Raw genomic sequence first — 24,877 nt, 5'->3', positions numbered from 1 at the left:
CGGCCGGCGCGCCCCTGTCGCGGTGGCAGGCCCGGCCAGGCGTGTCCCGCCCACAGGCGCAAGCCGACGCCAGCGCCATGAACAACAAGGCCGCGGCGACTAGCGCGGCGATCGCGATGGCTGACCGCATGGTTTTCCTTTTAGGATAAAAAATTATTGTTTTACGATAATTTATTGCTACACTACAGCAACGTCATTACCTTCGCAACGTGTTCTGGAGGCTCCCGTGGCCGCAGCGCTGACTTCGACTCCCACCCAACAAACCCCGCCCGCGCCGCCAGGGCGCGACCGGTTTGAACGCATCCGCGTGCTGTCGCGATGGATGCGCGGCCTGCTCATCGCCGTGGCGCTGCTGCTGGTCGCCGCACTGATCGGCATGTGGTTTTTCACCGCCGAGGCGGTGCTGGCGCGCGGCATCTATTCGTTCCTCGGCATCACCCCGTCGCCGGCCGCGGTCGACAGCGCGGCCGCCCATGTCGGGCTGGCCGGACCGCCGCCCGCGCCGCACCTGCAGTTGGGGCCGGGCTACCGGCTACTGGGTTTCGCGCTGTTCGGGGCGCTGGCGGGGCTGGCGTTGCGCGGCATCGCGCACGCCTACGCGATGTTCAGCGATTTCGGCCGGGGCGATGTGCTCACGGTCGCCACCGCGCGCCGGCTGCGCGGCATCGCCGTGCTGGTCACGGTGTTCAGCGCGGCGGTGCCGGTGTTGAAGACGGTGCTGGCGCTGGTCCTGACGCTGGCCAACGGACCAGGGCAGGGCCCGCACATGCTGATCGATATCGACGTCAGCGACATCCTGCTGGCGTTGCTGGGTGGCCTGCTGTTTTCGCTGGCCTGGGCCATGGAAGAGGCGGCCCGGGTCGCGGAAGAGAACCGGGGGTTCATCTGATGGCGATTGTCGTGCGGCTGGATGTGATGCTGGCGCAGCGCAAGATGAAGGCGCGTCAGCTGGCCCAGGAGATCGGCATCACCGAGCCGAACCTGTCGCTGCTCAAGTCGGGCAAGGTCAAGGGCATGCGTTTCGACACGCTCGAACGCATCTGCGAAGTGCTGCAATGCCAGCCTGGCGACCTGCTCGAATACCAGCCAGGCCCGGCGGCGGGCGACGAAGCCCCCGACTGACTCCCTCCCGTTCCTGCTTTCCCCTGCGCGTGGCGCGTGGCCATGCGTGGGATTCCCACGTCCTCTCGATGGATGCCTGCCGTCATGCAAACCCTGTCCCGCGATGCGTCGCGTATCGCTTCTTTCCTGGCCTGCGCCACCGCGCTGGCCGCCTGCGCGCCCATCGCGCTGACACCCGGCGCCGCGAGCGTGCGCATCACGCACAACGAACCCGGCAAGGAATGCGTCTTCCTGGGCGATGTCACCGGTAGCCAGGGCAACTTCCTGGCGGGAGCGATCACCTCCAACGCCGACATGGAAACGGGGGCCCGCAATGACCTGAAGAATCGCGCCGCCGCGATGGGCGGCAACGTGGTCTATCTGTTGACGCAGCGCGCCGGACAGACGGGCGGCAAGGATCACATGGAGCAGACCAACGTCACGCTGTCCGGCAATGTCTATCGCTGCGGCTAGCGTTGTGGCGCCGCCTTGGCGAAGAAGAGGTCGGTGATCGATTGGCTGTCCAGCGGCTCGCCGTTGATGGCGCGCGTCAGCAGTTCGGCGCCGAGCAATTGCACCGAGAACACCAGGTCGGGCTGCACTCGCCGGATTTTTTCCAGGTGCTTGCTGGTGTTGACCAGGGCCACCGTCCTGGCGCCCTGTTCGCCGGCGGCTTCCTTGGCGGCCAGCACGATGAAGGCGTTCTCGGCGTCGTCCTCGCGCAGCGCCAGCACATAGCGCGCGCGGGTCACGCCCGCGCTGCGCAGCACCTCGACGCTGGAGGCATCGCCTTCGATCAGGTCGGTGGCGGCCGGGTACTCCTGCGGTGCGCCGGCAGGCACGATGACCGTGACCTCGTCGCCGCGGCGCCGCAGGCCGTCGTAGACGCTCATGGCCAGGGGCGTGGCGCCGGCAATGATGATGTGGTTTTTTCTCATGGCGGTGGAAAACCGGCCCTTGACCAGCCGTTTCAGGTTGCCGCCGATCACCGGGCCGGCGATCGCGCTGATGGAGGTGGCGAAGACGGTGATGCCGAGAATGATAATCGACGCGGTGAACAGCCGCGCCGCGTTGCTGTGCGGCGTGATGTCGCCATAGCCCACCGTCGACATCGAGACGATGGAAAAGTACAGGGCGGTCGCCGCGTCCTTGATGGGCGGATTGAATTCCTCGCCCAGGTACAGCGTGCCGAACACCGCATAAATCAGCAGCGACACCATGCTGACCAGCGCGAACAGCGAGCCGGCCGTGACGCTGGCGCGATCGAAGCGGCGCCAATAGGCGACCAGCGCCACCACCAGCACCAGCGTATAGATGCCGAGTCCGGCGCGGCCGCTGTCGCCCAGGATGGCGAAGGTGCCGATGCCGATCAGCAGCACCAGCGAGAAGGCCCAGGCGATGCGCGCCTTCAGGATCAGGCCAAGGGCGATGATCTGCAGCCCCACCCCCAGCACCAGCCGCGGGATCTCCAGCAGGCCGACCACCTGCATCACGTCCCGCCAGTTGTCCAGCGCCAGCCAGAACGAATACTCGCGCGTCCGCACTTCGCGCAGCACCGGATGCATGAAGGCATACCCGTCCAGGGCCACCAGGATGGCGAGACACCAGTTGGGCGGCACAAGGGAGATCACACGGCGCAGGCGGCGCGCGAGGCCGGTCAGGGGATTGGGCATGGCAGGGGCATCCTTTGCCTGCATTCTATAGGCGCCCGTCGGGGGCTTGCTATATCCAATATGTATAGAAGGCTATCAACAAAGAATTACTTGAATTGCGCCCGACGTCCTAAACTGCCTTCATCACGCGGCTATCCGAGAGGAACGCCGCTGATACGGGCGACAAGCCCGCCAGCTGCCAGGGCGGACGAAATCCCCGGGCGTTATCACGCTGCAGCTTGGGTGGGGACTAGAGACCCCAACCGGGCTCACGGCCAGTCCGTGCGTGAGTAGTATGAGGCACGAATGTTGGAATCGCGTGATCTAGGTAGAAGGCATCAGTGCCGGCTGATGACTCCAGGCTCACGTGTTGTTTTAGCGCGGCGTCTTACCTTCGGGGCAGCGCCGCGTTTTTTTCGCCCATCGCCAGGCTCCTGGCGCCAGCGTATCAGTAAGATGGCGCGCCCGCATCCGCGGTGTCGCGGCGCCAGGCCTCCTGTCCGTCCGGACGACTCTCCTCTCCTCCTTCCCGCGGATCCAGTTCCAGCGCGATATCCGCCGCGAACATATAGCCCCAGCCATGCACCGCGCGGATCGGCAAGGTCATGTGATTGGCCGTCGCCTTGCGCCGCAGCCGGCTGATCATGACGTCTACGAAGCGGCGCCGCGTGATGGCGCCGTCGGCGTCTTCGGCGCCGTCGGGATAGAACGCGTCGCGGCTGACCTTGCGGTCGGGCGCCTTCACCAGGCGGGTCAGGAAATCACGCTCGCCCGTGGTCAGCCCGAGGGTACGCCCGGCGGGACTGATGAGGGTCCAGCCCTTGTTGGCCAGGCGCCAGGTTTCCTGCAGGGGGTCGTCGGGGGGCGGCTCGGCCACCGCTTCGGACAGGTCCAGGCCCACTGCGCGGCGCACCAGCGCCTGCAGCACCGCCGCCAGCTCCAGGCCGGTGACCTCCGGCGGCAGGCACGCGTCGGCGCCGCAGAGCAAGGTGCGAATGCGGTTTTCCTCGGCGCCGAAGGGCGCGATGGCGACGATGCCCAGGCTGCGGTCGATGGCGCGCAACCGTACGGCGGCGTTGTGGATATCGGGCAGCGGCGCTTCCAGGATGATCAGCGGGCAGGCGCGGCGGGAATAGCGGTCGTAGACGTCGGCCAGGTCGTGGCAGCGACGGACGCTGAATCCGAGATGGGACAGCGCTTGGACCAGCCGACCGTGCCTGGCGTCGTCCTGGGCCAGGAAAATGACATCCAGTGTGTTGTTCATGGATGCCCGTCCGCGCCTGCGTTGCGTGTCATGCCCCTCTCCCTTTGCTGCGCCATGATGTGGCGGCATCTGGCGGTGTTGTCTGGTGGCGGGCGAAGGTCTGGGCTGGTGCCCAGCGTGTGGGCCGCGGCAGGTTGAGGCCGCGGTCGGGGTCCGGGGCGGCGCCTGGCTCGAGCGCGTTGCGCCCAGGCCGCCGATGATCCGATTCCGCATGGAAGTCACGCCCGTGTTTCATTTAAACACGGGCGTGTTTTTTTGTGAAGATACGTTTCTGTAGTTTCTGGTGGTAACAATTGACGCGAGGCATATTTCCGCGTGGCGCTTGGAACGCTGTTTGTTTTGCGTGGTTGAGACCTGAAGATATTAAGTATTACCGATACATTATTTTCTATTTTCACACGCCGAAAAACCATAAACTCGGGCCGGCGTTAACCCCGCGCCAACGTCGCGCGTCCGCGCGCGGCAGGTACCGTCGGGATGGCGCCGTGCCGACTGCAAGCCGATGATAGAAAGGGCTTTTTTGCATCGCCGCGGGTCAGTTTCGCGGTGGCGGGGCAGGGGCCCGCACGGGGCCGGGAGGAGGGCGCCGCGATTTACGGATTAGCCACGGAATTGGGGTGCAATCCGTTTATTTGGCGGCAGTATTGAGATGTTTTAATCAAATAAATAAATTCATATTAATGTCTCAGGTTGATCGATTGGACACGTTTAGCCATCGTCTGCGCAACGCAAGAATGCTTCAGGGATGGACACAAAAGGACTTGGCGGTCGCGAGCAACCTGTCGCAAAGCGCTATCGGCAATTACGAAAGCGGCCAGCGCCTGCAGCCTTCCAGCGATGCACTCATCAAGCTGACCCGCGCGCTGCGGGTCAATCCCATGTGGCTCAGCACCGGCGAAGGGCCGATGCTCAATCCTGGCCATGCCACGTCCGTCGCCGGCGCCGGTGACGCGCCTGAACAGCCGCCCTGGCCTTTCGAAACGGTGTCGTACGCCACCTATGCGCGCCTGAGCCTGCAGGAAAAGCGCCAGATCGAGCAGGTGCTGGCCGCCTACATCAAGGCGCGCGGCGAATAGTCCCCACCGTGCCGCCGGCGGACGCGGCGTGCCGGACGGGCGCCCTGTCCAGAGGCGCCGCGCCGCGCGCCACGCCGGTCGGGTTGACGGTGCGCGGCGCCGATCCCACGCCTGCGAGCGGCGCGTCCACGCGCAGGCGCCGCCGCAGGCGTTCCACCGGCTCGGCGATGAGGCTGTTGAGCAACGCGGCCAAGCCGATGCAGCCGGCCACCACCAGCGCCATGAACATTGCCGGCTGCCGCGCCTGGGTGCCGTCGAGCAGCCAGCCGAAGAACAGGATGACCAGCGCGTGGCAGATGTAGATCGGATAGCTCAGTTCGCCGATCGCCTTGTCGAGCCGGTGCCGTGACTGGAACAGGAAGGCCAGCGGCAGCAGCGCGGCGAACAGCAACACCGCGATGCCATCGCGCAAGGTGGGCGGCAGGCCAATGGAAAAATGGGCCAGCGCATACAGCAACAGCAACGCCGTGCCCAGTTCCGGCAGCCGCGCAACGCGCCGGCTCCAGGCCTGCCAGCGTGGCAGCAGCACCTGGTGCGATAGTGAACCCAGCAGGAACAACGCCAATTCGGTTGGGAAGAAGCGGTAGGTCCAGGGATCGCCCAGGCCGATGCCGCTGGCGATCAGCGCCGCGCGCAGCGCCAGCGAGGCCACCAGCAGCACCAGCAAGCGGCGCGGCGAGTGCAGCACGAAAGGCGCGACCAGGTAGAAACTCATTTCCACGCCCAGCGTCCACGCCTGCGGCACCAGCAATCCCTGGTACAGCGGCACTTCGCTGTGGGCAAAACTGCCGGTAAAGGCCAGGCCACCCTGTTCGATACCGAAGAACATGAGCCAGTCCTGGCCCAGGATCACCAGGTTCGACACCGCCAGGAACAGTTCGGCGGACAGCGGCAGGTCTTCGTAGACGCGCCAGAACGCCTCGCCACCGCCTGCAAGGTACGCCAGCAGCGTCAGCGCGGCCACGGCCAGATAGACGGGATACAGGCGCAAGGCGCGATTGGCATAGAACCTGCCCGGCGCGCCCCGATAGTGGTCGGTGGCGGTCAGCACATAGGAAATCAGGAAGCCCGAGATCACGTAGAAAAGCTGTACGGCAAGGCGCCCGCCCACCAGCCAGTCGGTGGCGCCGCCGCCCAGGTGGTCGAGCACGACGGACAGCGCCAGCAAGGTTCTCAACATGCCCATCGCCGTGTCTCCGGAAATTGTTGTTATGGCTGCCCGGGCCGGGCGCCGATCCGCGCCCGGCCTGTCGGGAAGTGTCAGTCGATTCTGCGCGTGGCGACGGCGCCCCGCCATGCGGCATTCGATGCAGGCCCCCTGCGCGCGATGTAGCGCGCGTGATGAGCGGGTGCAGCTTTAGGCTTCGGCTGTCGGGCGGAGGCACGGGACGTGCTGGCCTCATGGCGGTTACAGTCGAGGTTGTGTCTTTTCAGGAGTGCTGTCGATGTTTACCTTCCTGTCTTCGCGTTGCCGGGTGCTGGGCGTCGGGGTGCTGGCCGTGGCGTTGGCTGGCTGCGCCGGGTCCACCGGCGGCGCGCGCGCCGAGGGCGCCGCCGCCGCCAACGCGGCCAGCAGCGCGGACTCGCTGGCCCAGACCAGCTGGGAACTGGTGCGCTGGACACGCGCGGGCGGGGCCTTGCGCGATATTCCGCATGGCGACAATGGCGAGCCGATCCGCCTGACCTTCCTGGCACAGGGCAAGCAGTACCGCGCCGAGGGCTTCTCGGGCTGCAACCGCTACCAGGGCAGCTATAAGCTGCAGGGCGGCAAACTGGCCATCGACGCGCCCGCCGCCACTCGCATGGCGTGCGTGCCGGCCGAGCGCGCCGCGCTGGAAGCCGACTATCTGCGCGGCTTGACCGTCATCGACACGTTCACGCTGGACAGCGGCGGCGCGCCGCGCCATCTGACGTTCAACCTGCGCGGCGGCGACGTGCTGGAGTTCGAGCGCCGCCAGGATCCGCCCACTCCCTGAACGCGCGCGCCGGCCAGGTGTTTCAGTATGTTTTGCGGCATCCGGCCGCAAGGCGGGGCGCGCCTACAATGGGCGCTGCCCGAAACCGCCGGCAAGCGTGCCGCGGCGGGCGGTCCTTGTTTCTTGCGGGAGATTTCCATGTCCTTGTCCTCTGCCTGGCGCTGGATCGCGCCGTGCGCGCTTGGTTTGACGCTGGCGGCCTGCGCGGCGCCGCCGCGCACCGCGGACGGGCGCGACCCGCGCTTCCAGCCGGCCGCTGCCTCGGACGTGCTGGCGCAGACCAACTGGGACCTGGCGCGTTGGACCCGCCCCGGCGGCGCGTTGCGCGAGATCCCGCATCCGTCATCCAATTCGGTGCCTGTGACCATCGGCTTCATCCATGACCAGGGCGCTACCCGCGCGACCGGCTTCGCCGGCTGCAACACCTACAGCGCGCCTTATACGGTGGCCAACGGCCAGTTGATCATCCAGTCCAACCCGGTGGCGACGATGAAGGCCTGCGCGCCGGTGAACATGAAGCTCGAACAGGAATTCCTGGCCGGCCTGACGCGCATCACCGCCACGTCCTTCGACAACACCAGCAATCCGCGACGCATGACGTGGGCGCTGAGCAACGGCGACACGCTGGATTTCGGCCGCCGCCTCGATCCCGTCGCCGGCGGCCAGGTGGGCGCGACCAAGCTGGTCTACGTCAACGCCGAGCGCGTGCCGTGCAACGCCGGCGCCGGCCGCGCCATGTGCTATCAGGTGCGCGATACGCCGACGCAGCCCTGGCAGCTCTGGTATGGCGACATCACCGGCTTCAATTTCCAGCCTGGCATCCGCTACCGCCTGCGCGTGGTCGAGGTCAGGGACCCCAACCCGCCAGCCGACGCTTCGGGCCTGCGCTGGGTGCTGGATACGGTGGTGGAACAGGAAATCGTGCGCCGCTGAGGCGGTTCGGCGGGCCGCGCTTGATCCCTGGCAAGCGGACGCCGCGGTCCAGCGATTACTATTACGCCCTTCGCCGCTCAACGCCCCGCTTTGCCATGTCTTCCGTCGTCAATATTGCCGCCTACAAATTCGTTTCGCTGGACGCGCTGCCCGAGCTGCGCGCCCGGCTGCTGGCCGTGGCTGGCGCGGCCGGCCTGAAGGGCACCATCCTGCTGGCCGAGGAAGGCATCAACCTGTTCCTGGCGGGCCAGGCCGGCGCTATCGACGGCTTTCTGCGCGACCTGCGCGGCGATGCCCGGTTCGCCGACCTGGAGGTGAAGTTCAGCCACAGTGCGCAAGTGCCGTTCCGCAAGCTGCTGGTGAAGATCAAGCGCGAAATCATCCGCATGAATCACCCGACGATCCGGCCCGAGGCCGGCCGCGCGCCGGGTGTGGACGCCAAGACGCTGGCGCGTTGGCTGGAACAGGGCGCCGACGACAGCGGCCGCCCCGTGGTCATGCTGGACACGCGCAACGCCTTTGAAGTGGACGAAGGCACCTTCCGCGGCGCCATCGACTGGCGCATCGACCGTTTCACGCAATTCCCCGCGGCGGTGCAGGCGCACCGCGACGAACTGCAAGGCAAGACCGTGGTCAGCTTCTGCACTGGCGGCATCCGTTGCGAGAAGGCCGCGATCTACATGAACGAAGCCGGCATCGACAACGTCTACCAGCTCGACGGCGGCATCCTCAAGTACTTCGAGGAAACCGGCGGCCCGGGGTTCGACGGCAAGTGCTTCGTGTTCGACGAGCGCATCTCGCTCGACCCGGCGCTGGCGCCGAGCAAGGATTGATCCCGTCCCGTGAGGACCGGCGCGCCGCCGCCGCCTGAAAAAAAGCCCGCAGATTGCGGGCTTTTTTGCATGGCTCGGGTGCGCGGATCAGCGCACGCGCATGCCGGGCTTGGCGCCGGGGAACGGCTCCAGTACGTAGATGCCGGCGTCCACCGCCTCGTCGGCGTGGCTGGCGGCCAGCACCATGCCTTCGGAGACGCCGAACTTCATCTTGCGCGGCGCCAGGTTGGCGACCATGACGGTCAGCTTGCCGATCAGGTCTTCGGGCTGGTAGGCCGACTTGATGCCGGAGAAGACGTTGCGGTGGCGGCCTTCGCCCACGTCCAGCGTCAGGCGCAGCAGCTTGGTCGAGCCTTCGACGTGCTCGCAGTTGACGATCTGCGCGATGCGCAGGTCGACGCGGGCGAAGTCGTCGATCGAGATGGTCTCGGCCAGCGGCTCGCCGCCGGGGATCACGGCGGGGGCGGCGGGCGGCTCGAACAGGTCTTCCAGCATCTGCGGCTCGACGCGCTGCATCAGGTGCTTGAACGGCGCCACGCGCTGCGGCAGCACGGCGGCGTCGGCCCAGGTGAAGTCGGCATCGGCGGCGAACAGCTCGCGCGCGACGCGTTCGGCCAGGGCCGGCAGCACCGGCGCCAGCATCACCGACAGGGCCTTGAAGCCGGCCAGCGAACGCGAGCAGATGTCCTGCAGCGCGGCCTTTTGCGCCTCGTCGGCGGTGGCGATGCCCTTGGCCAGCACCCACGGCTGGGCCGTGTCGAACGCCTGGTTGATGCGGTCGGCGTAGGCCATGATCTCGCGGATGGCGCGGTTGTACTCGCGCGCCTCGAAGGCGGCGCGGATCGATTCGGCCTGCGCGGCGTATTCGGCCGCCAGCGCGGCGGTGTCGCCCGAATAGGCCAGGGCGCCGTCGAAGTGCTTGGTGATGAAGCTGGCGGCGCGGCTGGCGATGTTGACGTACTTGCCGACCAGGTCGCTGTTGACGCGGGCGATGAAGTCCTCGGGGTTGAAGTCCATGTCCTCGACCCGGGCGTTCAGCTTGGCGGCGATGTAGTAGCGCATCCATTCGGCGTTCATGCCGAGTTCCAGGTAGCGCAGCGGCGAGATGCCGGTGCCGCGGCTCTTGGACATCTTTTCGCCGCTGACGGTGATGAAGCCGTGCACGTTGACCGCGTCCGGCGTCTTGCGGCCGGCGAACTTCAGCATCGCGGGCCAGAACAGCGCGTGGAAGTAGACGATGTCCTTGCCGATGAAGTGGACCTGCTCGGTGCTGCCGGCCGGGTCGAGCAGGGCGTCGAAGTCCAGGCCCTTGACCGCGCAGTACGACTTCAGCGAGGCCAGGTAGCCCACCGGCGCGTCCAGCCAGACGTAGAAGTACTTGCCCGGCGCGTCCGGGATCTCGATGCCGAAGTAGGGCGCGTCGCGCGAGATGTCCCAGTCGCCGAGCTTGGCCTCGCCGTCCTCGGCGCCCAGCCACTCGCGGGTCTTGGCCAGCATTTCAGGCTGCAGGTGCTTGCCGCCATTGGCGTTGCTGCCGGTGGTCCATTGCTGCAGGAATTCGACGCAGCGCGGATCCGACAGCTTGAAGAAGAAGTGATCCGACGATTTCAGCACCGGCGTGGCGCCGGTCAGGGCCGAATACGGGTTGATCAGGTCGGTCGGGGCGTAGACCGCGCCGCAGACTTCGCAGGAATCGCCGTACTGGTCCTTCGCGTGGCACTTGGGGCATTCGCCCTTGATGTAGCGGTCGGCCAGGAACATGCCCTTGACCGGGTCGTAGAACTGCTCGATGGAGCGGGTCTCGATCAGGTCCTGCGCCTTGAGCGCGCGATAGATGTCCTGCGACAGCGCCACGTTCTCGGGCGAGTCGGTGGTGTGCCAGTGGTCGAAACGGATGTGGAAGCCGTTCAGGTACTGCGGGCGCTCGGCGGCGTAGCGGGCCACCAGCGCCTGCGGCGTGATGCCTTCTTTCTCGGCCTTGAGCATGATCGGCGCGCCGTGCGCGTCGTCGGCACCCACGAAGTGCACCGTGTGGCCCGCCATTCGCATCGAACGAACCCAGATGTCGGCCTGGATGTACTCCATGATGTGGCCGATGTGGAAGGATCCGTTGGCGTAGGGCAGCGCAGTGGTGACAAAGAGAGTGCGAGACATGGTTGTCGGTCGAGGTTGAAGGGAAAAATGGGTTGGCCGGCCATTTTAGGGCAATGGCGGGCATGCGCCCGGCGCGGTCGGGGACGGCCCCCTGAAACGACGCAACCCGCCGGTCGCGCGGGGCGCGTCTGGCGGGTTGGATAGCGCTAGGCCGGCGGGCCGGCCGCAGCACGGCCGCCGCAGGGCGCGGCGGGCGCCGGTGTTGCCGTGTTCAGCGGACCTCGCGGGCCTCGACGTCGATCACGTCGCCGCGCGGCTGCGTGGCGAACGGGGCGTTGGCGGACTGGAAGGGGCTGGGACGGGCGCCCTGGCGCTGGCTCCAGTAGGCGCGCACGCCGAAAGGCTTGCCGCGCACCTTGGCGACCACGTACAGGATCGCCACGGCGATCGCCGTGGACAGCATGAAGACCAGCGCCATCGCCATGCCGATCAAGGCCAGGGCGGCGAACAACACGGCACGAAAGAAGCGGATAAGAGTATTGGTCATGTAGGTCGGATGCAAAACGCAGCGAAAGGTTCCCGTGTATCCGCTATCCTTTAGGGGATGGCGGCCCGCAGACGCCGCGCTGCCTACGGAACCATAGTGACATGAGTATAACGATAGAACACATCCGCGCCGCGCTGCGCGGCGCGCAAGACCCCAACACCGGCCTGGACCTGGGCGTTTCTGTAAAAGATCGTGACATTCAAATCGACGGCGGCCGCGTCACCGTGGCGCTGGAACTCGGCTATCCCGCCGACGCCGTGCGCGACCAGGTGCGCGATATCGCCGTGGCCGCGCTGGCCGGCGCCGGCGCGCCTGGCGCGCAGGTGAACGTTTCCTGGAAAGTGGCCGCGCACGCGGTGCAGAAGGGGCTCAAGCCGCTGCCCAATGTACGCAACATTATTGCAGTCGCCTCCGGCAAGGGCGGCGTGGGCAAGAGCACCACGGCCGTGAACCTGGCGCTGGCGCTGGCCGCCGAGGGCGCCAAGGTCGGCCTGCTGGACGCCGACATCTACGGTCCCAGCGTGCCGACCATGCTGGGCGTCTCGGGCCGTCCCGAGAGCCTGGACAACAAGAGCATGGAGCCCCTGACCGGCCATGGCCTGCAGGCCAACTCCATCGGCTTCCTCATTGACGCCGATTCGCCCGCGATCTGGCGCGGCCCGATGGTCACGCAGGCGCTCGAACAGCTGCTGCGCCAGACCAACTGGCGCGACCTGGACTACCTGATCGTCGACATGCCGCCGGGCACCGGCGACGTGGCGCTGACGCTGGCGCAGAAGGTGCCGGTGGTGGGCGCGGTCATCGTCACCACGCCACAGGACGTGGCGCTGCTCGACGCGCGCAAGGGCCTGCGCATGTTCCAGAAGGTCGAGGTGCCGATCCTGGGCGTGGTCGAGAACATGGCCATCCACATCTGCTCGCAATGCGGCCACGCCGAGCACATCTTCGGCGAAGGCGGCGGCCAGCGCATGGCCGCGCAGTACGGCACGCCCTGGCTGGGCAGCCTGCCGCTGACGCTGGCGATCCGCGAACAGACCGACGCCGGCACGCCGACCGTGGTGGCTGACCCCGGCAGCGAGGCGGCCGGACTGTATCGCGGCATCGCCAGGAAGCTGGCGGCGGGCGTTGCCGCGCTTCCCCGAGACATGGCCGGGAAATTCCCGTCCATCGTCGTGCAGCAGCCGACCTGACGCATGCGGTGGGCGGCCCGGGCCTTTCTGGCTGGACTTTGCGTAGTGGCGGGCGAGGCTGCGGCCAAGCGCCCGGAAATCATCGTGGACCCGGGCGGCGTGCCGCCGGCCGCGCTGCAGGCGATCACCGAGGCGGTGGGCGCCATCGCGCGCCTGGCTGAAGACCAGGACGGCGGCGAAATCAACCGCCTGCGACGGCGCGCCCGCGACGCCACGCTGGCCGCGCTGGCCACCCAGGGCTACTTCTCGCCCACCGTCACGCTCGAAGCCGGCACCGATATCGGCGGCGAAACCTGGGATATCGGCATCGTGCCGGGCAAGCGCACCACGGTGTCTTCGGTCGACCTGACCTTCACCGGCCGCATCACGCGGCCGGAATACGCGCAGCGCGTGCAGAAGCTGCGCGAGGACTGGCTGCTCAAGCCGGGCCAGCCTTTCATCAACGCCGACTGGAACAAGGCCAAGTCCTCGCTGCTGGACCAGGTGTCGGAGCGCGATTTCATGCTGGCGCGCATGACGGCGTCCGAAGCCGAGGTGCAGGCCGACAGCGCCGCGGCGGCGCTGCGCGTCACCATCGACAGCGGGCCCCAGGTGCGCATGGGCGAACTCAGCACCGAGGGTCTGGAGCGCGTGCCGCCCAAGCTCATCACCCGTTATGTGCGCTATTCGCCGGGAGCGGCCTACGACCAGAACCGCCTGGATGAATGGCAGCAGGATCTGCAGTCCACGGCGTTTTTCCGCGGCGCCTTCGTGGCGCTGCGCCAGCCTGGCAGCGCGCAGCAGCCTGCGGAGCCGGTTTCGGACCGGGCCCGCGCGCCGGGCGCGGCCAAGGCCGCCGAATCCGCGCCGGCCGGCGATCCGGTGGTATCCGGCGCCGTCGCGCCGCCGCCACCCAAATACGATTCCGATGGCGAAGTGACGCTGCCGGTGCAGGTGCGGGTGGTGGAGGCGCCACCCAAGCGTTTTTCGGCCTCGATCGGCGTCGACGACGAAGCCGGCGTGCGGCTGGAGTCGCTCTACCGCCAGAACGTGGTGTTCGGCCAGCCCGTGACCATGGAATCGGGGTTCAGCGTCGACCGGCTGCAGCAGCGCGTCTACACCGACTTCCTGTTGCCGCCGACCGAGCGCGGCTACAAGGATTCCATTGGCGTGTTGGCCCAGCATTCCGATATCCAGGGCCTGGACGTGACCCGTTATGCCCTGGGCGCCACCCGCAGCCAGGAGCGCAAGGGCGCCGGCGACAGCCGAGTGACCTACGAGACCCGCTGGGGCCTGCTGCTGGCCCACGACGATGTCAAGATCGATGGCGGCGACGAATATTCGTTGCCCACGCTGACCGCCACCGGCGAATGGCTGCGGCGCGACGTGGACAACAAATACGACCCGCGCGAAGGCAACCTGATCGCGCTGGGCGGTGGCGTGGGCGTGACGCTGGACACCGGCGAGCCCTATACCCGGGCCCGCTTCCGCGCGCAGAAATGGTGGCCGATCGGCAAGCTGGACGTGTTGACGGTGCGTGGCGAGGTCGGGCGCGTCTGGGCCAATGGCAATGTGCAGGTTCCGGACGACTTCGGCTTCCGCACCGGCGGCGCGCGCTCGATCCGCGGCTACAAGTACCAGAGCATCGGCCTCAAGCGCGACAAGGCCACCGTGGGGGCGCCCACGCTGGTGGTCGGCAGCATCGAATACGACCATTACTTCAATGAACGTTGGGGCATGGGCGTGTTCGTCGATGCCGGCGATGCCGCCCAATCCTTCGGCGACATGTCGATGGCGGTGGGCTATGGCGTGGGCGCGCGGGTGCGCACGCCGGCCGGCCCGCTGTTTCTGGACGTGGCCTACGGTCAACGCGAGCGCGACCTGCGCCTGCACTTCTCGCTGGGGATCGCATTTTGACCGGGCTGCGCAGATTCCTGCGGCGCCTCCTGGTGTGGTGGCTGCCGGGGCTGGCGATGCTGGCTGTGCTGGCCTGCAGCTTCGTATTCTGGCTGCTGGCCTCGCAGACCGGCACGCGGCTGCTGCTGACCACCGCTGCCCAGCAACTGGACGGCCAGGCGCTGGACGTGCGTGGGTCGATCCTGCGCGGACTGGAAGTGGGGCGGCTGGATCTCGACGTCGGCGGAACCCGCATCGGCATCAGCGACCTGCGGCTGACGGTGCGCTGGCGCGCGCTGGGTGACCGCCTGTTGCACGCGCGCGAGCTTGCCGCCGGCAGCGTCGAGGTCGCGCTGGCCACGGGCGGGGAAACGCCTGCCAACGCCGGCAGCGACGAACCTTTCGCATTGCCCTCCCTGCCGGTGGCGATCGCCGTCGACCGGCTGGCGCTGGGCGAATTCCACCTGTTGCAGGATGGCGAGCCGCTGCCGGTCGAACTCGGCGACCTGAGCGCCACCTTTGCCGCCGGCAGGCAGGGCGCGCAACTGCGCATCGCCAATCTGCGCGTAGGCCACGAAGTTGGACAGGCGCAGGTGAGCGGGCAGGCTGAGCTGCAGGCCTTGGCGGACCCCTGGCCGTTCACCGCGCGCCTGGATGTGATCGCGCGCGGCTCGGGGCCGGATTCGCCGCTGTGCCAGGCCGACCAGTTGAGCGGCAAGTTCGCGCCGCTCGCGCAGGCGCAGGCGGAGGCATCCAAGGCGCCGGAGACGGCCAAATCCCGGGCGGGCGCGGGCAAGTCCAAGGCCGGTGCCGCCAAGGCGTCGGCGGAGCCTGTCCAGGCCAAGGACGCCGGCGCGTTCGTCGGCCCGCCTGCGCCCGCCTGCCAGGTGGTGTTGCGCGCGGACGCGGCCGGCTCGATGGAGGGCATCCAGGCCAAGCTGGACGGCACCGGCGCCGGCCTGGCGCTGGACGTGATGGCCGACCTGGCGCCACGCACGCCGCTGGTGCTGCGCAGCGCGCGGGCCGATGCGCGCCTGCCGGACAAGTCGACGCTGTCGGCCCGCCTGGACCTGCAGGCGGTGGATGGGCAACCGGGCCGCGATCGCATTGTCGGCAGCCTGGGCGCGCAGCGCCTGAACCTGTCGCCGTGGCTGGGCGACGCGGTTCCGCCGGCGGTGCTCAGCGCCAATGCACAGCTGAGCGCCGAATTCGAGAACCTGAGCCGCTTGCGCCAGGCCGCCATCGACCTGCGTTTCGAGGACGGCACGCGCTGGAACAAGCAAGCGCTCGCCGGCATGGTCAAGGCCCAGGTCGAGGTCGCCGCGCCCGCCAGCACTCCGCCGGCCGGCGCGGGCGCCGATGCCGCCGCCGCGGCCAACGCCGCGACCGCCGAGCTGCTGGCCGGCCTGCGTATCCATGGCCTGGATGTGGACCTGAAGCTCGGACCCAACCGGGTGCGGGCGCAGGGTGAAATCGGCGGCGCCGACGGCGCCTTGACGCTGGACGCGCAGGCGCCGCAACTGGACGCGTTCTGGCCCGGCGTGCCGGGCGGCGCGGACGTGAAGGGCAAGCTCGGCGGCACCGTGGCGTCGCATCGCGGCGAGATCAGCGCCGGCTACAACCCGCCCAAGCCGCGTCCCGGCGTATTGGGGCAGTCGCGCGCCGAGGCCGCCATCACGTTCGCCGGCGGCTGGGGCAAAGGCCCCGCTGGCGAGGCCGATGCGGCCCTGACCGGCTGGCGCGGCACGGTCTCGCGCCTGACGGCCGGTAGCGCGGGCTTTACCGTCTCGGCCGACCGGCCGGTGACGCTGTCGTACCTGCCGGCGGCGGTGGCGCCGCAATGGCAGTGGCAGGTAGGCCCGACGGTGCTGGGCGTGGCCCTGCCGGGCAAGGAAAAACTGGCGATCGCGCACAAGGGCTCGCGCGGCGACGCCAAGCGCTGGGAAACCGCCGGCCAGGCCGACAACCTGGTCATCACCGCCGCCATGGCGCGCCAGGTCATCGCCGCCGTCGATCCCGAGGCCGCGGCGAAGATGAAACAGGGCCCCAAGCGCGTCAATGCCACCGTGGCCGAAAGCCAGCGCCGCATTGCGCTGGACGCCTCCTGGGACCTGAAATTCGACGGCCGCCTGGCCGGGCGCGCCCGCATCGCGCGCCGCGACGGCGATCTGCTGATCCCGGGCGACCCGCCGGTGCCGCTGGGCGTGAAGGCGCTGGTGCTGGACCTGACCGCCACGCCCACCGGCCCTAACGCCAGCCGCCTGGACGCCAGGCTGGACCTGGCCACGGACAAGATGGGCAAGATCGCCGGCAACGGCACGGCGGTGCTGGCGGTCGACGCCAAGGGCGGCATGGCGCTGGACCCGCGCCAGCCGATCCGGGCCAGGCTGGACGCCGATATCGCCGACCTGGCGTGGGTCGGCCTGTTCGTCGGCGACTCCATGGAAATCGGCGGCCAGGTCAAGGCCAATCTCGAGGCCCAGGGCACGCTTGCCGGCAAGTGGAGCGCCAGCGGCGCGATCCGTGGCGACAAGCTGCGCGTGGTGCGCATCGACGACGGCGTGCGGCTGATCGAGGGCACGCTGGCGGCGCGGCTGGACGGCGACAAGCTGGTCCTCGACAGCCTGCGTTTCCCGGCCTCGCTGCGCGTGATGCCGGCCGAATGGCGCACCAAGGAATGGATCACCACCAACCCCGAGGCCAAGGGCGGCTATGCCGAAGCCAAGGGGCAATGGAACCTGATCGACGGCGGCGGCAACGTGCGCCTGACGCTGTACCGCTTTCCGGCGCTGCAGCGCTCGGACCGCTACGCCATGGTCTCCGGCACCATCGACCTGAACGCGGCGATGCCGCGCATCGACATCGTCGGCGACCTGAAGGCGGACGCCGGCTGGTTCAGCCTGGAGATCCTGCAGGGCGTGCCGTCGCTGGACGACGACGTCAAGGTGCGGCGCGCGGGCGACGACCCCGGCGCCGTGTCGACGCCGCTGCAGACCAGCATGAACCTGAAGTTCGACATGGGGCCGCGCTTCTACATCACGGGCATGGGGCTGGATGCCGGCCTGCTGGGGTCGATCCAGATCCTGCTGAACGACGGCCGCCTGACTGGCGTCGGCGCGCTGCGCACGCGCGGCGGTGGCATCGAGGCCTATGGCCAGAAGCTGCGCCTGCGGCGCGGCACGCTGACTTTCCAGGGGCGCCTGGACAATCCGTTGCTGGACATCGAGGCCCTGCGCACCGGCGAGCAGGTCGAGGCCGGCGTCAAGGTGGTGGGGACCGCGCAGCGCCCGCGCATCGACCTGGTGTCGTACCCGGACGTCAGCGACGTCGAGAAGCTGTCGTGGCTGCTGCTGGGGCGCGGCCCCGACGAAAGCGGCAGCGACGCCGCGCTGCTGCTGTCGGTGGGCACGGCCCTGCTGGGGGGCGGCGAGCCGTTCTACAAGCAGTTCGGGCTGGACGACGTCAGCGTGCGCACCGGCAACCTGGGCAGTTCGGGCAGCATCCTGCCGGACCGCACCGTGGCCGGCGACGTCAACCGCGACAGCGACAGCCAGCTGGCGACGCAATTCCTGGTGGCCAGCAAGTCGTTCGCCAACGGCATCACGCTCAGCGTCGAGCAGGCGCTGGCTGGCAGCGACACCGTCGGCCGGGCCAGCTACCGGCTGGCGCGCGGCCTGTCGCTGGATCTGAAGGGCGGCTCGGTCAACGGCATTGCGCTGGTGTACCGGACCTTCTTCGGCGATTGAGGCCCGTGACCGTTCCGTCCCCGTTCGGGGACGGAACGGCGCGCTCGGGATAAAATGACGCCCATTCCATTCCCCCAAGCACCTTGCCATCATGAGCATCAAAAGCGACCGCTGGATCCGCCGCCAGGCCGAAGCCGGCATGATCGAACCCTTCGAAGCGGGTCAGGTCCGCACGGCCAATGGCGGGCGCATCGTCAGCTACGGCACCAGCAGCTACGGCTACGACGTGCGCTGCGCCGACGAATTCAAGATCTTCACCAACATCAATTCCACCATCGTCGATCCCAAGAACTTCGACGAAGGCTCGTTCGTGGATTTCAAGGGCGACGTCTGCATCATCCCGCCCAACTCGTTCGCGCTGGCCCGCACGGTCGAATACTTCCGCATCCCGCGCAGCGTCCTGACCATCTGCCTGGGCAAGAGCACCTACGCGCGCTGCGGCATCATCGTCAACGTGACGCCGCTCGAACCCGAATGGGAAGGCCACGTCACGCTGGAATTCTCGAACACCACGCCGTTGCCGGCCAAGATCTACGCCGGCGAAGGCTGCGCCCAGATGCTGTTCCTGGAAAGCGACGAGATCTGCGAGACTTCGTACGCCGACCGCGGCGGCAAGTACCAGGGTCAGCGCGGCGTGACGCTGCCGCGCACCTGATGCGCCAGGGCCTGTGCGAGGCTCCTTTTAGCCTGAACAGGCCCTAGGCCTGGCGCCCCGGCGCCGGGCGCAGGTAGTCGATGTCCCACTCGCTTTCCGCCACCGGCTCGAAGCCGTGGCGGCGGTAGAAGCGGTTCGAGTCGCTGCCGCGCAGCGCGCCCACGCGCACAGGCAGGCCCCGAAGGTCGGCGTCGCGCAACAGGCGGCCCAGCACCTGGCCGCCCACCCCCAGCCCTTGCGCCGCGGGCACCACATACAGATGATCCAGCCGCAGGCCGTCGCCGTCGGGGCGCAGGGCATAGAAGCCGATGCGCGCGCCGTCGCGTTCGATGAACCAGGTATGGTCGGGACGGAACGTTGCGCGCAATCGTGCCCGGGCCCGCTCGGGGTCGAACCGGCCCAGGCGTTCCAGGCTGTCGCGCATGGCCTCGATGCGGATCGCCAGCAGGGCGTCGAAATCGGCTTCGCCCACGGGCGCGTCGCGTAGCGCGCCCGCCGCCAGGGCATCGTAGCCCCGCCCCAGGAACTGCATGATGCAGATGCCATGGCCGAATGGATCGCTCAGGTGGGCGATCCGGCCCCAGTCATGCGAAACCGCCGGATCTTCGAGCCGCGCACCCGCGGCCACCGCCCGCGCCACCGCGTCATCCACGTCGTCGACCACCACGTCCAGGTGTACCGGCGTCCAGTGGCGGGCGTAGTCGCGCGGCTGGCGCACGGCGCCCGCGGCCGGCGTGCCGGCGGCCTTTTGCAGCAGGTAGATGGGCGCCGGGGCGCCCAGCATCTCGGCGCCGGTCGCGCCCAACCGGCGGTGCAGCGCCAGCCCGAAGGCGCGGCTATAGAAATCGATGGCCGCCTCGAGATCGGGCACGTCGATATTGACCAGGATGCGCATGAGGTTTTTCCAGGGTATCCGAGCGCTCAACATAGCACGGCGCGCACCCCGCGCCGGCCTCGCTAACGCGCTAAAGAACCCGCGCCCGCGACCGTAAAATGACATATGTGTTTGCCGATTTGGCGACGTCATTTCAGCAAGCGTGAGCAAGGCCCTATCCGTGCGTTACCCCCACATCCCCTGGCTGCCCCTGTTGTTCTATCCTGCGCTGCCGGTGATCGCGGCCGCGGGCTTGCTGCTTTGGCGGGACTGGCCGCCGGCCTTGACGCTGGTGGTGCCTTTCGTGCCCTGGGTGATGGCGCTTATCGGGGCGGCGATCTGCCTGATGTACCAGCGTTCGCAGACGCTGGCGCTGATGCTGGCGGTGCTGGCGCCAGCCGCCGCCTGGCCCACGCTGGCCAGCCAGGCGCCGTGGGCGTTGGCGCCGGCGCTGGTGTGGTGGTCGCTGGCCTACACCATCAACGCGTTGTGGCCCGAGCGCGCCGGCATGTTGCGCGACCTGGCGGCGCGCGTCGGCCTGATGGCCCTGGGCGCGGCCGCCATCGCGCTGGCCGGCAAGGAGGGCATGGCGCAGCTGTTCGGCGCCCTGGCGGTACAGGGCGCGCTGGCGCGGCTGGGCCTGCCGTTCGAGGCGCTGGCGGCGCTGTTGCTGACCGGGCTGACACTGACCCTGCTACTGCTGCGCTATGGCCGTCCGCAACAGGCCGGCCAGTGGCTGGGTTTCGTCTGCATGGCCTGGGCGTTGCCGCGTGGGGCCCAGCACGAGATCGAACTGGCCGTGATGGCCGCCGCTGCCTTGACATCGCTGTCGATCTCGCTGGCGCACGAGGGCTATCACATGGCCTTCCGCGACGAGCTGACGGGCCTGCCCGGGCGCCGCGCGCTCAATGAGCGCCTGCAGCGCATGGGCCGCGTCTACACGCTGGCGATGGCCGACGTGGATCATTTCAAGGCCTTCAACGACACCCATGGCCATGACGTGGGCGACCAGGTGCTGCGCATGGTGGCGGCGCAGTTGCGCCGGGTGCCGGGCGGCGGCTACGCCTATCGCTACGGCGGCGAGGAATTCACGCTGGTGTTCCCTGGCAAGACCGCGGTCGAGGCCATGCCGCACCTGGAGACCGTGCGGCGCGCCATCGAGGCCTACCAGATGCGCTTGCGCGACAAGCCGGCGCGTCCCAAGGCCGACCAGATCGGCTTGCGCCGGCGCGGCGCGCGTGGCGGCCGCAATGCGCGCCCGTTGCGGGTGACGGTGAGCATTGGCGTGGCCGAGCGCGGCGAGACCTTGCGCGCGCCGGACGCGGTCATCAAGGCGGCCGACCAGGCGCTCTACAAGGCCAAGGATGGCGGCCGCAACCAGGTGTGCGCCTACGGGGCGCGGCGCCGGGCGGGCGGGTAAGGCCGGCTGGGGCCGGCCTGCGCGCGGTCCAGCGGCAGCGCCATCAGCACTTCGTCGTACAGCACGCCGTTCACGCACAGGGCCTCGCGCTCGTGGCCGTAGGTCTCGAAGCCGAGGCTGGCGTACAACCGGCAGGCCGCGGCGTTGTTGGCGGTGACGCTCAGCTGCACCGTGCGCACGCCGCGCATGGTGCCGGCATGTCCGAGGGCGGCCTGCATCAGCTGCCGCGCCAGCCCCTGGCCGCGCCAGGCCGGCGCCACGTAGACGCTCCAGATATGCGCCTTGTGACGCACCTTCAGGCGGCGCTGCCTGGCCACGCCGATGATGCCCGCCAGCGCGCCTTCGGCGAAAACGCCGAACATGGCGCTGTCGTCCGCGGGCGCGATCCAGGCCTGGAAATCATCCAGTGTCAGCGTATGTTCCTCTTCGTAACTCGATCCGAATGCTTCCGGGGTTTCGCGCAGGGCGTCCAGGCGCAATTGGCGCAGCGCCGGGGCGTCGGAAGGGGTGAGACGTCGGACAAGCGGGGCGGAGGACGGCATCGGGGGCGAGGCAAGTGTTGGGAATAGGGAACGGTCGGGCCGCATTCGGCCAGTATAGGCAGGGTCGCTGCCTATAATGGGGTCAACGCCGCTTGCGGTTTTCAAAGGAGCCAATGATGTTCGGTTTCCTCAAGATAAACCAGGACGCCAAGCGCGACGAAGTCCAGCAAGAGTTCGTGGCGCGCGTGGCCCACGCCGCGCAGGATTTCGTCCAGGCAGCCGGCCCGGACGGGGCCGGACTCGACTACTCCCTGTCGAGCGTCCACGCGCTCGACGACGCGCTCGAAGCCGCGCACCTGGGCACCTTGCCCCTGACCCCCATGCAGACCGTCGGCGCCGCCGCCTACCTTTACGAAGTGGCCCGGCGCGCCCATGGCGGCCTGTACGAGGTCTGCGATGACGAGGACCCGGTGGTGCTGGTCTGCGGCTCGCCCGAGACCGAAGTCTGCTTCGGCGCCATCGCCAAGGTCGAGCGGCGCATCCGCTATGGCGCCGCCGAAGCCATTCCACCTTACTTCGACCGCTTCCTGGCAGCGTTGGACGCCGGCGCGGCCACCACCATCCGCTAGCCGAGGCGAGCCGCGCGGGCGCACCGGGATGGCGTCGGCAGGGGGCCGCGCGGCGCCTTCGCCGGCGCCCGGCGCGGCCCTTTGGCGCCGTCCTCGGGAAAACCATAGGGCCTGGGGGAAAACGGCCCTACAATTCCGCCATTCCCGCCGCCGGCGGGAACCTCGCGCCCGCCTGTCATCAGACGGTTTTTCACTAGAAGTACACTCGCGTCCGCCAACCCGGTCCGATTCGCCTTGCCCCCAGGAGCGCCTGCATGAAATTCCGCTTCCCCATCTTCATCATCGACGAGGACTACCGTTCCGAGAACGCGTCCGGTCTGGGTATCCGCGCCCTGTCCGCGGCGATCGAGGCCGAGGGCGTCGAGGTGATCGGGGTGACCAGTTACGGCGACCTGAGTTCGTTCGCCCAGCAGCAGAGCCGTGCCAGCGCGTTCATCCTGTCGATCGACGATGAAGAGTTCGACGTGGATTCGCCCGAAGACGTGGCCAGCGCCATCAAGAACCTGCGCACCTTCATCGGCGAACTGCGTTTCCGCAACGCCGACATCCCCATCTACCTGTACGGCGAGACGCGCACCTCGGAACACATTCCGAACGACATCCTGCGCGAGCTGCACGGCTTCATCCACATGTTCGAGGACACCCCCGAATTCGTGGCGCGCCACATCATCCGCGAAGCGCGCAGCTATGTGGACAGCCTGCCGCCGCCGTTCTTCCGCGAGCTGGTCAAGTACGCCCAGGATGGCTCCTATTCCTGGCACTGCCCGGGTCACTCGGGCGGCGTGGCGTTCCTGAAGAGCCCGGTGGGCCAGATGTTCCACCAGTTCTTCGGCGAGAACATGCTGCGCGCCGACGTCTGCAACGCCGTCGACGAACTGGGCCAGCTGCTGGACCACACCGGCCCGGTGGCCGAGTCCGAACTGAACGCGGCGCGCATCTTCCACGCCGACCACTGCTACTTCGTGACCAACGGCACCTCGACCTCGAACAAGGTGGTGTGGCACGCCAACGTCGCCGCCGGCGACGTGGTGGTGGTGGACCGCAACTGCCACAAGTCGATCCTGCATGCCATCACCATGACGGGCGCGATCCCGGTGTTCCTGCGCCCGACGCGCAACCACCTGGGCATCATCGGCCCGATCCCGCTGGAAGAGTTCCACCCGGACAGCATCCGCAAGAAGATCGAGGCCAACCCGTTCGCGCGCGAAGCCGTGAACAAGAACCCACGCATCCTGACGCTCACGCAGAGCACCTACGACGGCGTGATCTACAACGTCGAGATGATCAAGAAGGAACTGGGCAGCTACGTCGACACGCTGCACTTTGACGAAGCCTGGCTGCCGCACGCGTCGTTCCACGAGTTCTACCAGGACATGCACGCGATCGGCCAGGACCGTCCGCGCAGCAAGGACGCGATGGTGTTCGCGACCCACTCCACGCACAAGCTGCTGGCCGGCATCTCGCAGGCCTCGCAGATCATCGTGCAGGAATCCGAGACCCGCAAGCTGGACCGCAACGTCTTCAACGAAGCCTACCTGATGCACACGTCGACCTCGCCGCAGTACGCGATCATCGCGTCGTGCGACGTGGCCGCGGCCATGATGGAGCCGCCGGGCGGCACCGCGCTGGTCGAGGAAAGCATCCGCGAAGCCATGGATTTCCGCCGCGCCATGCGCAAGGTGGAATCCGAGTTCGGCAAGAACGACTGGTGGTTCAAGGTCTGGGGCCCGAACCGCCTGGTGTCCGAAGGCATCGGCAACCGCGACGAGTGGATCCTGGAGTCGAACGACCACTGGCACGGCTTCGGCGACCTGGCCGAAGGCTTCAACATGCTGGACCCGATCAAGGCCACGGTCATCACGCCGGGGCTGGACATGTCGGGCAGCTTCGGCGAAACCGGCATTCCCGCCGCGCTGGTCTCCAAGTACCTGACCGAGCACGGCGTGGTGGTCGAGAAGACCGGCCTGTATTCGTTCTTCATCCTGTTCACCATCGGCATCACCAAGGGCCGCTGGAACACGCTGCTGACCGCGCTGCAGCAGTTCAAGGACGACTACGACCGCAACCAGCCGCTGTGGCGCATCCTGCCGGAATTCTGCCGCGACCATCGCCGCTACGAGCGCATGGGCCTGCGCGACCTGTGCCAGCAGATCCACGAAGCCTACCGCGAGCGCGACGTGGCCCGCCTGACCACCGAGATGTACCTGAGCGACATGGTGCCGGCGCTCAAGCCGTCCGACGCCTTCGCCCGCATGGCGCACCGCGAGGTCGAGCGTGTCGACATCGACCAACTCGAAGGCCGCGTCACCGGCGTGCTGCTGACGCCGTATCCTCCGGGCATCCCGCTGCTGATCCCGGGCGAACGCTTCAACCGCACCATCGTCCAGTACCTGCAGTTCGCGCGCGAGTTCAACGAACGCTTCCCCGGCTTCGAAACCTACATCCACGGCCTGGCCGACGAAGTGGGGCCGGACGGCGAGAAGCGCTACTACGTTGATTGCCTGATCGAAGACTGATCAGGTCCGGAGTC

Annotated in this window: 21 protein-coding genes; 14 read left to right on the top strand and 7 right to left on the bottom strand. The window is 68.1% G+C overall.

The genetic code is table 11. From position 1 onward, the window contains the following. The first annotated feature begins 307 nt into the window (after positions 1-307). From ACVN9Z_RS03865 to ACVN9Z_RS03855, 3 genes are all read left to right on the top strand, one after another. The gene (locus tag ACVN9Z_RS03865; RefSeq protein WP_232295999.1) at positions 308-889 is read left to right on the top strand and encodes a hypothetical protein; all 582 of its coding nucleotides are present in this window, start codon (positions 308-310) and stop codon (positions 887-889) included. After that, positions 889-1,122: a helix-turn-helix domain-containing protein gene (locus ACVN9Z_RS03860; RefSeq protein WP_006385840.1), complete on the top strand. Its 234-nt coding sequence runs from the start codon at positions 889-891 to the stop codon at positions 1,120-1,122. The genes ACVN9Z_RS03865 and ACVN9Z_RS03860 overlap by 1 nt, the downstream gene beginning before the upstream one ends. Positions 1,123-1,206: 84 nt before the next feature. Then, a complete protein-coding gene (locus tag ACVN9Z_RS03855) occupies positions 1,207-1,575 on the top strand; it encodes a DUF4156 domain-containing protein (protein WP_006385841.1) in 369 nt (122 codons plus the stop codon). On the opposite strand, the gene kch is transcribed toward ACVN9Z_RS03855, so the two are convergent. Next, the gene (gene kch / locus ACVN9Z_RS03850) at positions 1,572-2,762 is read right to left on the bottom strand and encodes a voltage-gated potassium channel protein (RefSeq protein ID WP_370445606.1); all 1,191 of its coding nucleotides are present in this window, start codon (positions 2,760-2,762) and stop codon (positions 1,572-1,574) included. The two genes, ACVN9Z_RS03855 and kch, sit on opposite strands and share 4 nt — an antisense overlap. A 439-nt stretch (positions 2,763-3,201) precedes the next feature. Beyond that, positions 3,202-4,017, bottom strand: coding sequence for a winged helix-turn-helix domain-containing protein (locus ACVN9Z_RS03845; RefSeq protein ID WP_006385843.1), 816 nt, complete (start codon positions 4,015-4,017; stop codon positions 3,202-3,204). 734 nt (positions 4,018-4,751) lie between these two features. On the opposite strand from ACVN9Z_RS03845, the gene ACVN9Z_RS03840 reads away from it, so the two are divergent. Further along, a complete protein-coding gene (locus tag ACVN9Z_RS03840) occupies positions 4,752-5,093 on the top strand; it encodes a helix-turn-helix domain-containing protein (protein WP_006385844.1) in 342 nt (113 codons plus the stop codon). On the opposite strand, the gene ACVN9Z_RS03835 is transcribed toward ACVN9Z_RS03840, so the two are convergent. Next, complete coding sequence (locus ACVN9Z_RS03835) at positions 5,074-6,273, bottom strand: acyltransferase family protein (protein ID WP_223203251.1); 1,200 nt, start codon at positions 6,271-6,273, stop codon at positions 5,074-5,076. The two genes, ACVN9Z_RS03840 and ACVN9Z_RS03835, sit on opposite strands and share 20 nt — an antisense overlap. A gap of 265 nt (positions 6,274-6,538) precedes the next feature. Here ACVN9Z_RS03835 and ACVN9Z_RS03830 point away from each other — a divergent pair, with 265 nt between their 5' ends. The 3 genes from ACVN9Z_RS03830 (at position 6,539) to ACVN9Z_RS03820 (ending at position 8,835) form a co-directional block, all read left to right on the top strand. Beyond that, positions 6,539-7,069 carry an META domain-containing protein gene (locus tag ACVN9Z_RS03830; protein ID WP_020926270.1) on the top strand — a complete coding sequence of 177 codons (531 nt, stop codon included), beginning with the start codon at positions 6,539-6,541 and terminating at the stop codon, positions 7,067-7,069. Positions 7,070-7,207: 138 nt separating this feature from the next. Beyond that, complete coding sequence (locus ACVN9Z_RS03825; protein WP_006385847.1) at positions 7,208-8,002, top strand: META and DUF4377 domain-containing protein; 795 nt, start codon at positions 7,208-7,210, stop codon at positions 8,000-8,002. 95 nt (positions 8,003-8,097) lie between these two features. Continuing rightward, positions 8,098-8,835 carry a sulfurtransferase gene (locus tag ACVN9Z_RS03820; RefSeq protein ID WP_054445995.1) on the top strand — a complete coding sequence of 246 codons (738 nt, stop codon included), beginning with the start codon at positions 8,098-8,100 and terminating at the stop codon, positions 8,833-8,835. Positions 8,836-8,922: 87 nt separating this feature from the next. Here the strand turns inward: ACVN9Z_RS03820 and metG are convergent, their stop codons facing one another. Beyond that, positions 8,923-10,989 carry a methionine--tRNA ligase gene (gene metG / locus ACVN9Z_RS03815; RefSeq protein ID WP_054470700.1) on the bottom strand — a complete coding sequence of 689 codons (2,067 nt, stop codon included), beginning with the start codon at positions 10,987-10,989 and terminating at the stop codon, positions 8,923-8,925. A 211-nt stretch (positions 10,990-11,200) separates the two neighbouring features. Then, positions 11,201-11,476, bottom strand: a complete 276-nt coding sequence (locus ACVN9Z_RS03810) for a hypothetical protein (RefSeq protein ID WP_006385850.1) — start codon at positions 11,474-11,476, stop codon at positions 11,201-11,203. A 101-nt stretch (positions 11,477-11,577) separates the two neighbouring features. Between ACVN9Z_RS03810 and apbC the strand changes: the two genes are divergently transcribed. From apbC to dcd, 4 genes are all read left to right on the top strand, one after another. Next, entirely contained in the window at positions 11,578-12,666 is a 1,089-nt protein-coding gene (gene apbC / locus ACVN9Z_RS03805; RefSeq protein ID WP_054448316.1) for an iron-sulfur cluster carrier protein ApbC, read from the top strand. A gap of 3 nt (positions 12,667-12,669) precedes the next feature. Beyond that, positions 12,670-14,562 carry an autotransporter assembly complex protein TamA gene (locus tag ACVN9Z_RS03800; RefSeq protein ID WP_026384793.1) on the top strand — a complete coding sequence of 631 codons (1,893 nt, stop codon included), beginning with the start codon at positions 12,670-12,672 and terminating at the stop codon, positions 14,560-14,562. Beyond that, on the top strand, positions 14,559-18,287 hold the full coding sequence (locus ACVN9Z_RS03795; protein WP_458213137.1) for a translocation/assembly module TamB domain-containing protein: 3,729 nt from the start codon (positions 14,559-14,561) through the stop codon (positions 18,285-18,287). The genes ACVN9Z_RS03800 and ACVN9Z_RS03795 overlap by 4 nt, the downstream gene beginning before the upstream one ends. A 91-nt stretch (positions 18,288-18,378) precedes the next feature. Then, the gene (gene dcd, locus ACVN9Z_RS03790) at positions 18,379-18,942 is read left to right on the top strand and encodes a dCTP deaminase (protein WP_006385856.1); all 564 of its coding nucleotides are present in this window, start codon (positions 18,379-18,381) and stop codon (positions 18,940-18,942) included. 43 nt (positions 18,943-18,985) lie between these two features. On the opposite strand, the gene ACVN9Z_RS03785 is transcribed toward dcd, so the two are convergent. Then, on the bottom strand, positions 18,986-19,837 hold the full coding sequence (locus ACVN9Z_RS03785; protein ID WP_054437853.1) for a VOC family protein: 852 nt from the start codon (positions 19,835-19,837) through the stop codon (positions 18,986-18,988). Between the two features lie 160 nt (positions 19,838-19,997). Between ACVN9Z_RS03785 and ACVN9Z_RS03780 the strand changes: the two genes are divergently transcribed. Continuing rightward, positions 19,998-21,236, top strand: a complete 1,239-nt coding sequence (locus ACVN9Z_RS03780; protein ID WP_047992107.1) for a GGDEF domain-containing protein — start codon at positions 19,998-20,000, stop codon at positions 21,234-21,236. Here ACVN9Z_RS03780 and ACVN9Z_RS03775 read toward each other — a convergent pair. Further along, positions 21,206-21,778 carry a GNAT family N-acetyltransferase gene (locus ACVN9Z_RS03775; RefSeq protein ID WP_054497302.1) on the bottom strand — a complete coding sequence of 191 codons (573 nt, stop codon included), beginning with the start codon at positions 21,776-21,778 and terminating at the stop codon, positions 21,206-21,208. The genes ACVN9Z_RS03780 and ACVN9Z_RS03775 overlap by 31 nt on opposite strands. A 116-nt stretch (positions 21,779-21,894) precedes the next feature. Between ACVN9Z_RS03775 and ACVN9Z_RS03770 the strand changes: the two genes are divergently transcribed. Both ACVN9Z_RS03770 and ACVN9Z_RS03765 read left to right on the top strand, forming a co-directional pair. After that, the gene (locus ACVN9Z_RS03770; RefSeq protein WP_006385860.1) at positions 21,895-22,347 is read left to right on the top strand and encodes a hypothetical protein; all 453 of its coding nucleotides are present in this window, start codon (positions 21,895-21,897) and stop codon (positions 22,345-22,347) included. Positions 22,348-22,601: 254 nt separating this feature from the next. Beyond that, positions 22,602-24,863, top strand: a complete 2,262-nt coding sequence (locus tag ACVN9Z_RS03765) for an arginine/lysine/ornithine decarboxylase (protein ID WP_006385861.1) — start codon at positions 22,602-22,604, stop codon at positions 24,861-24,863. The last annotated feature ends 14 nt before the right edge of the window (positions 24,864-24,877 follow it).

The sequence above is a fragment of the Achromobacter sp. KK8 genome, assembly GCF_054188005.1.
The sequence above is the reverse complement of the archived record's forward strand: the minus strand, read 5'-3'. Positions and strand labels throughout refer to the sequence as shown.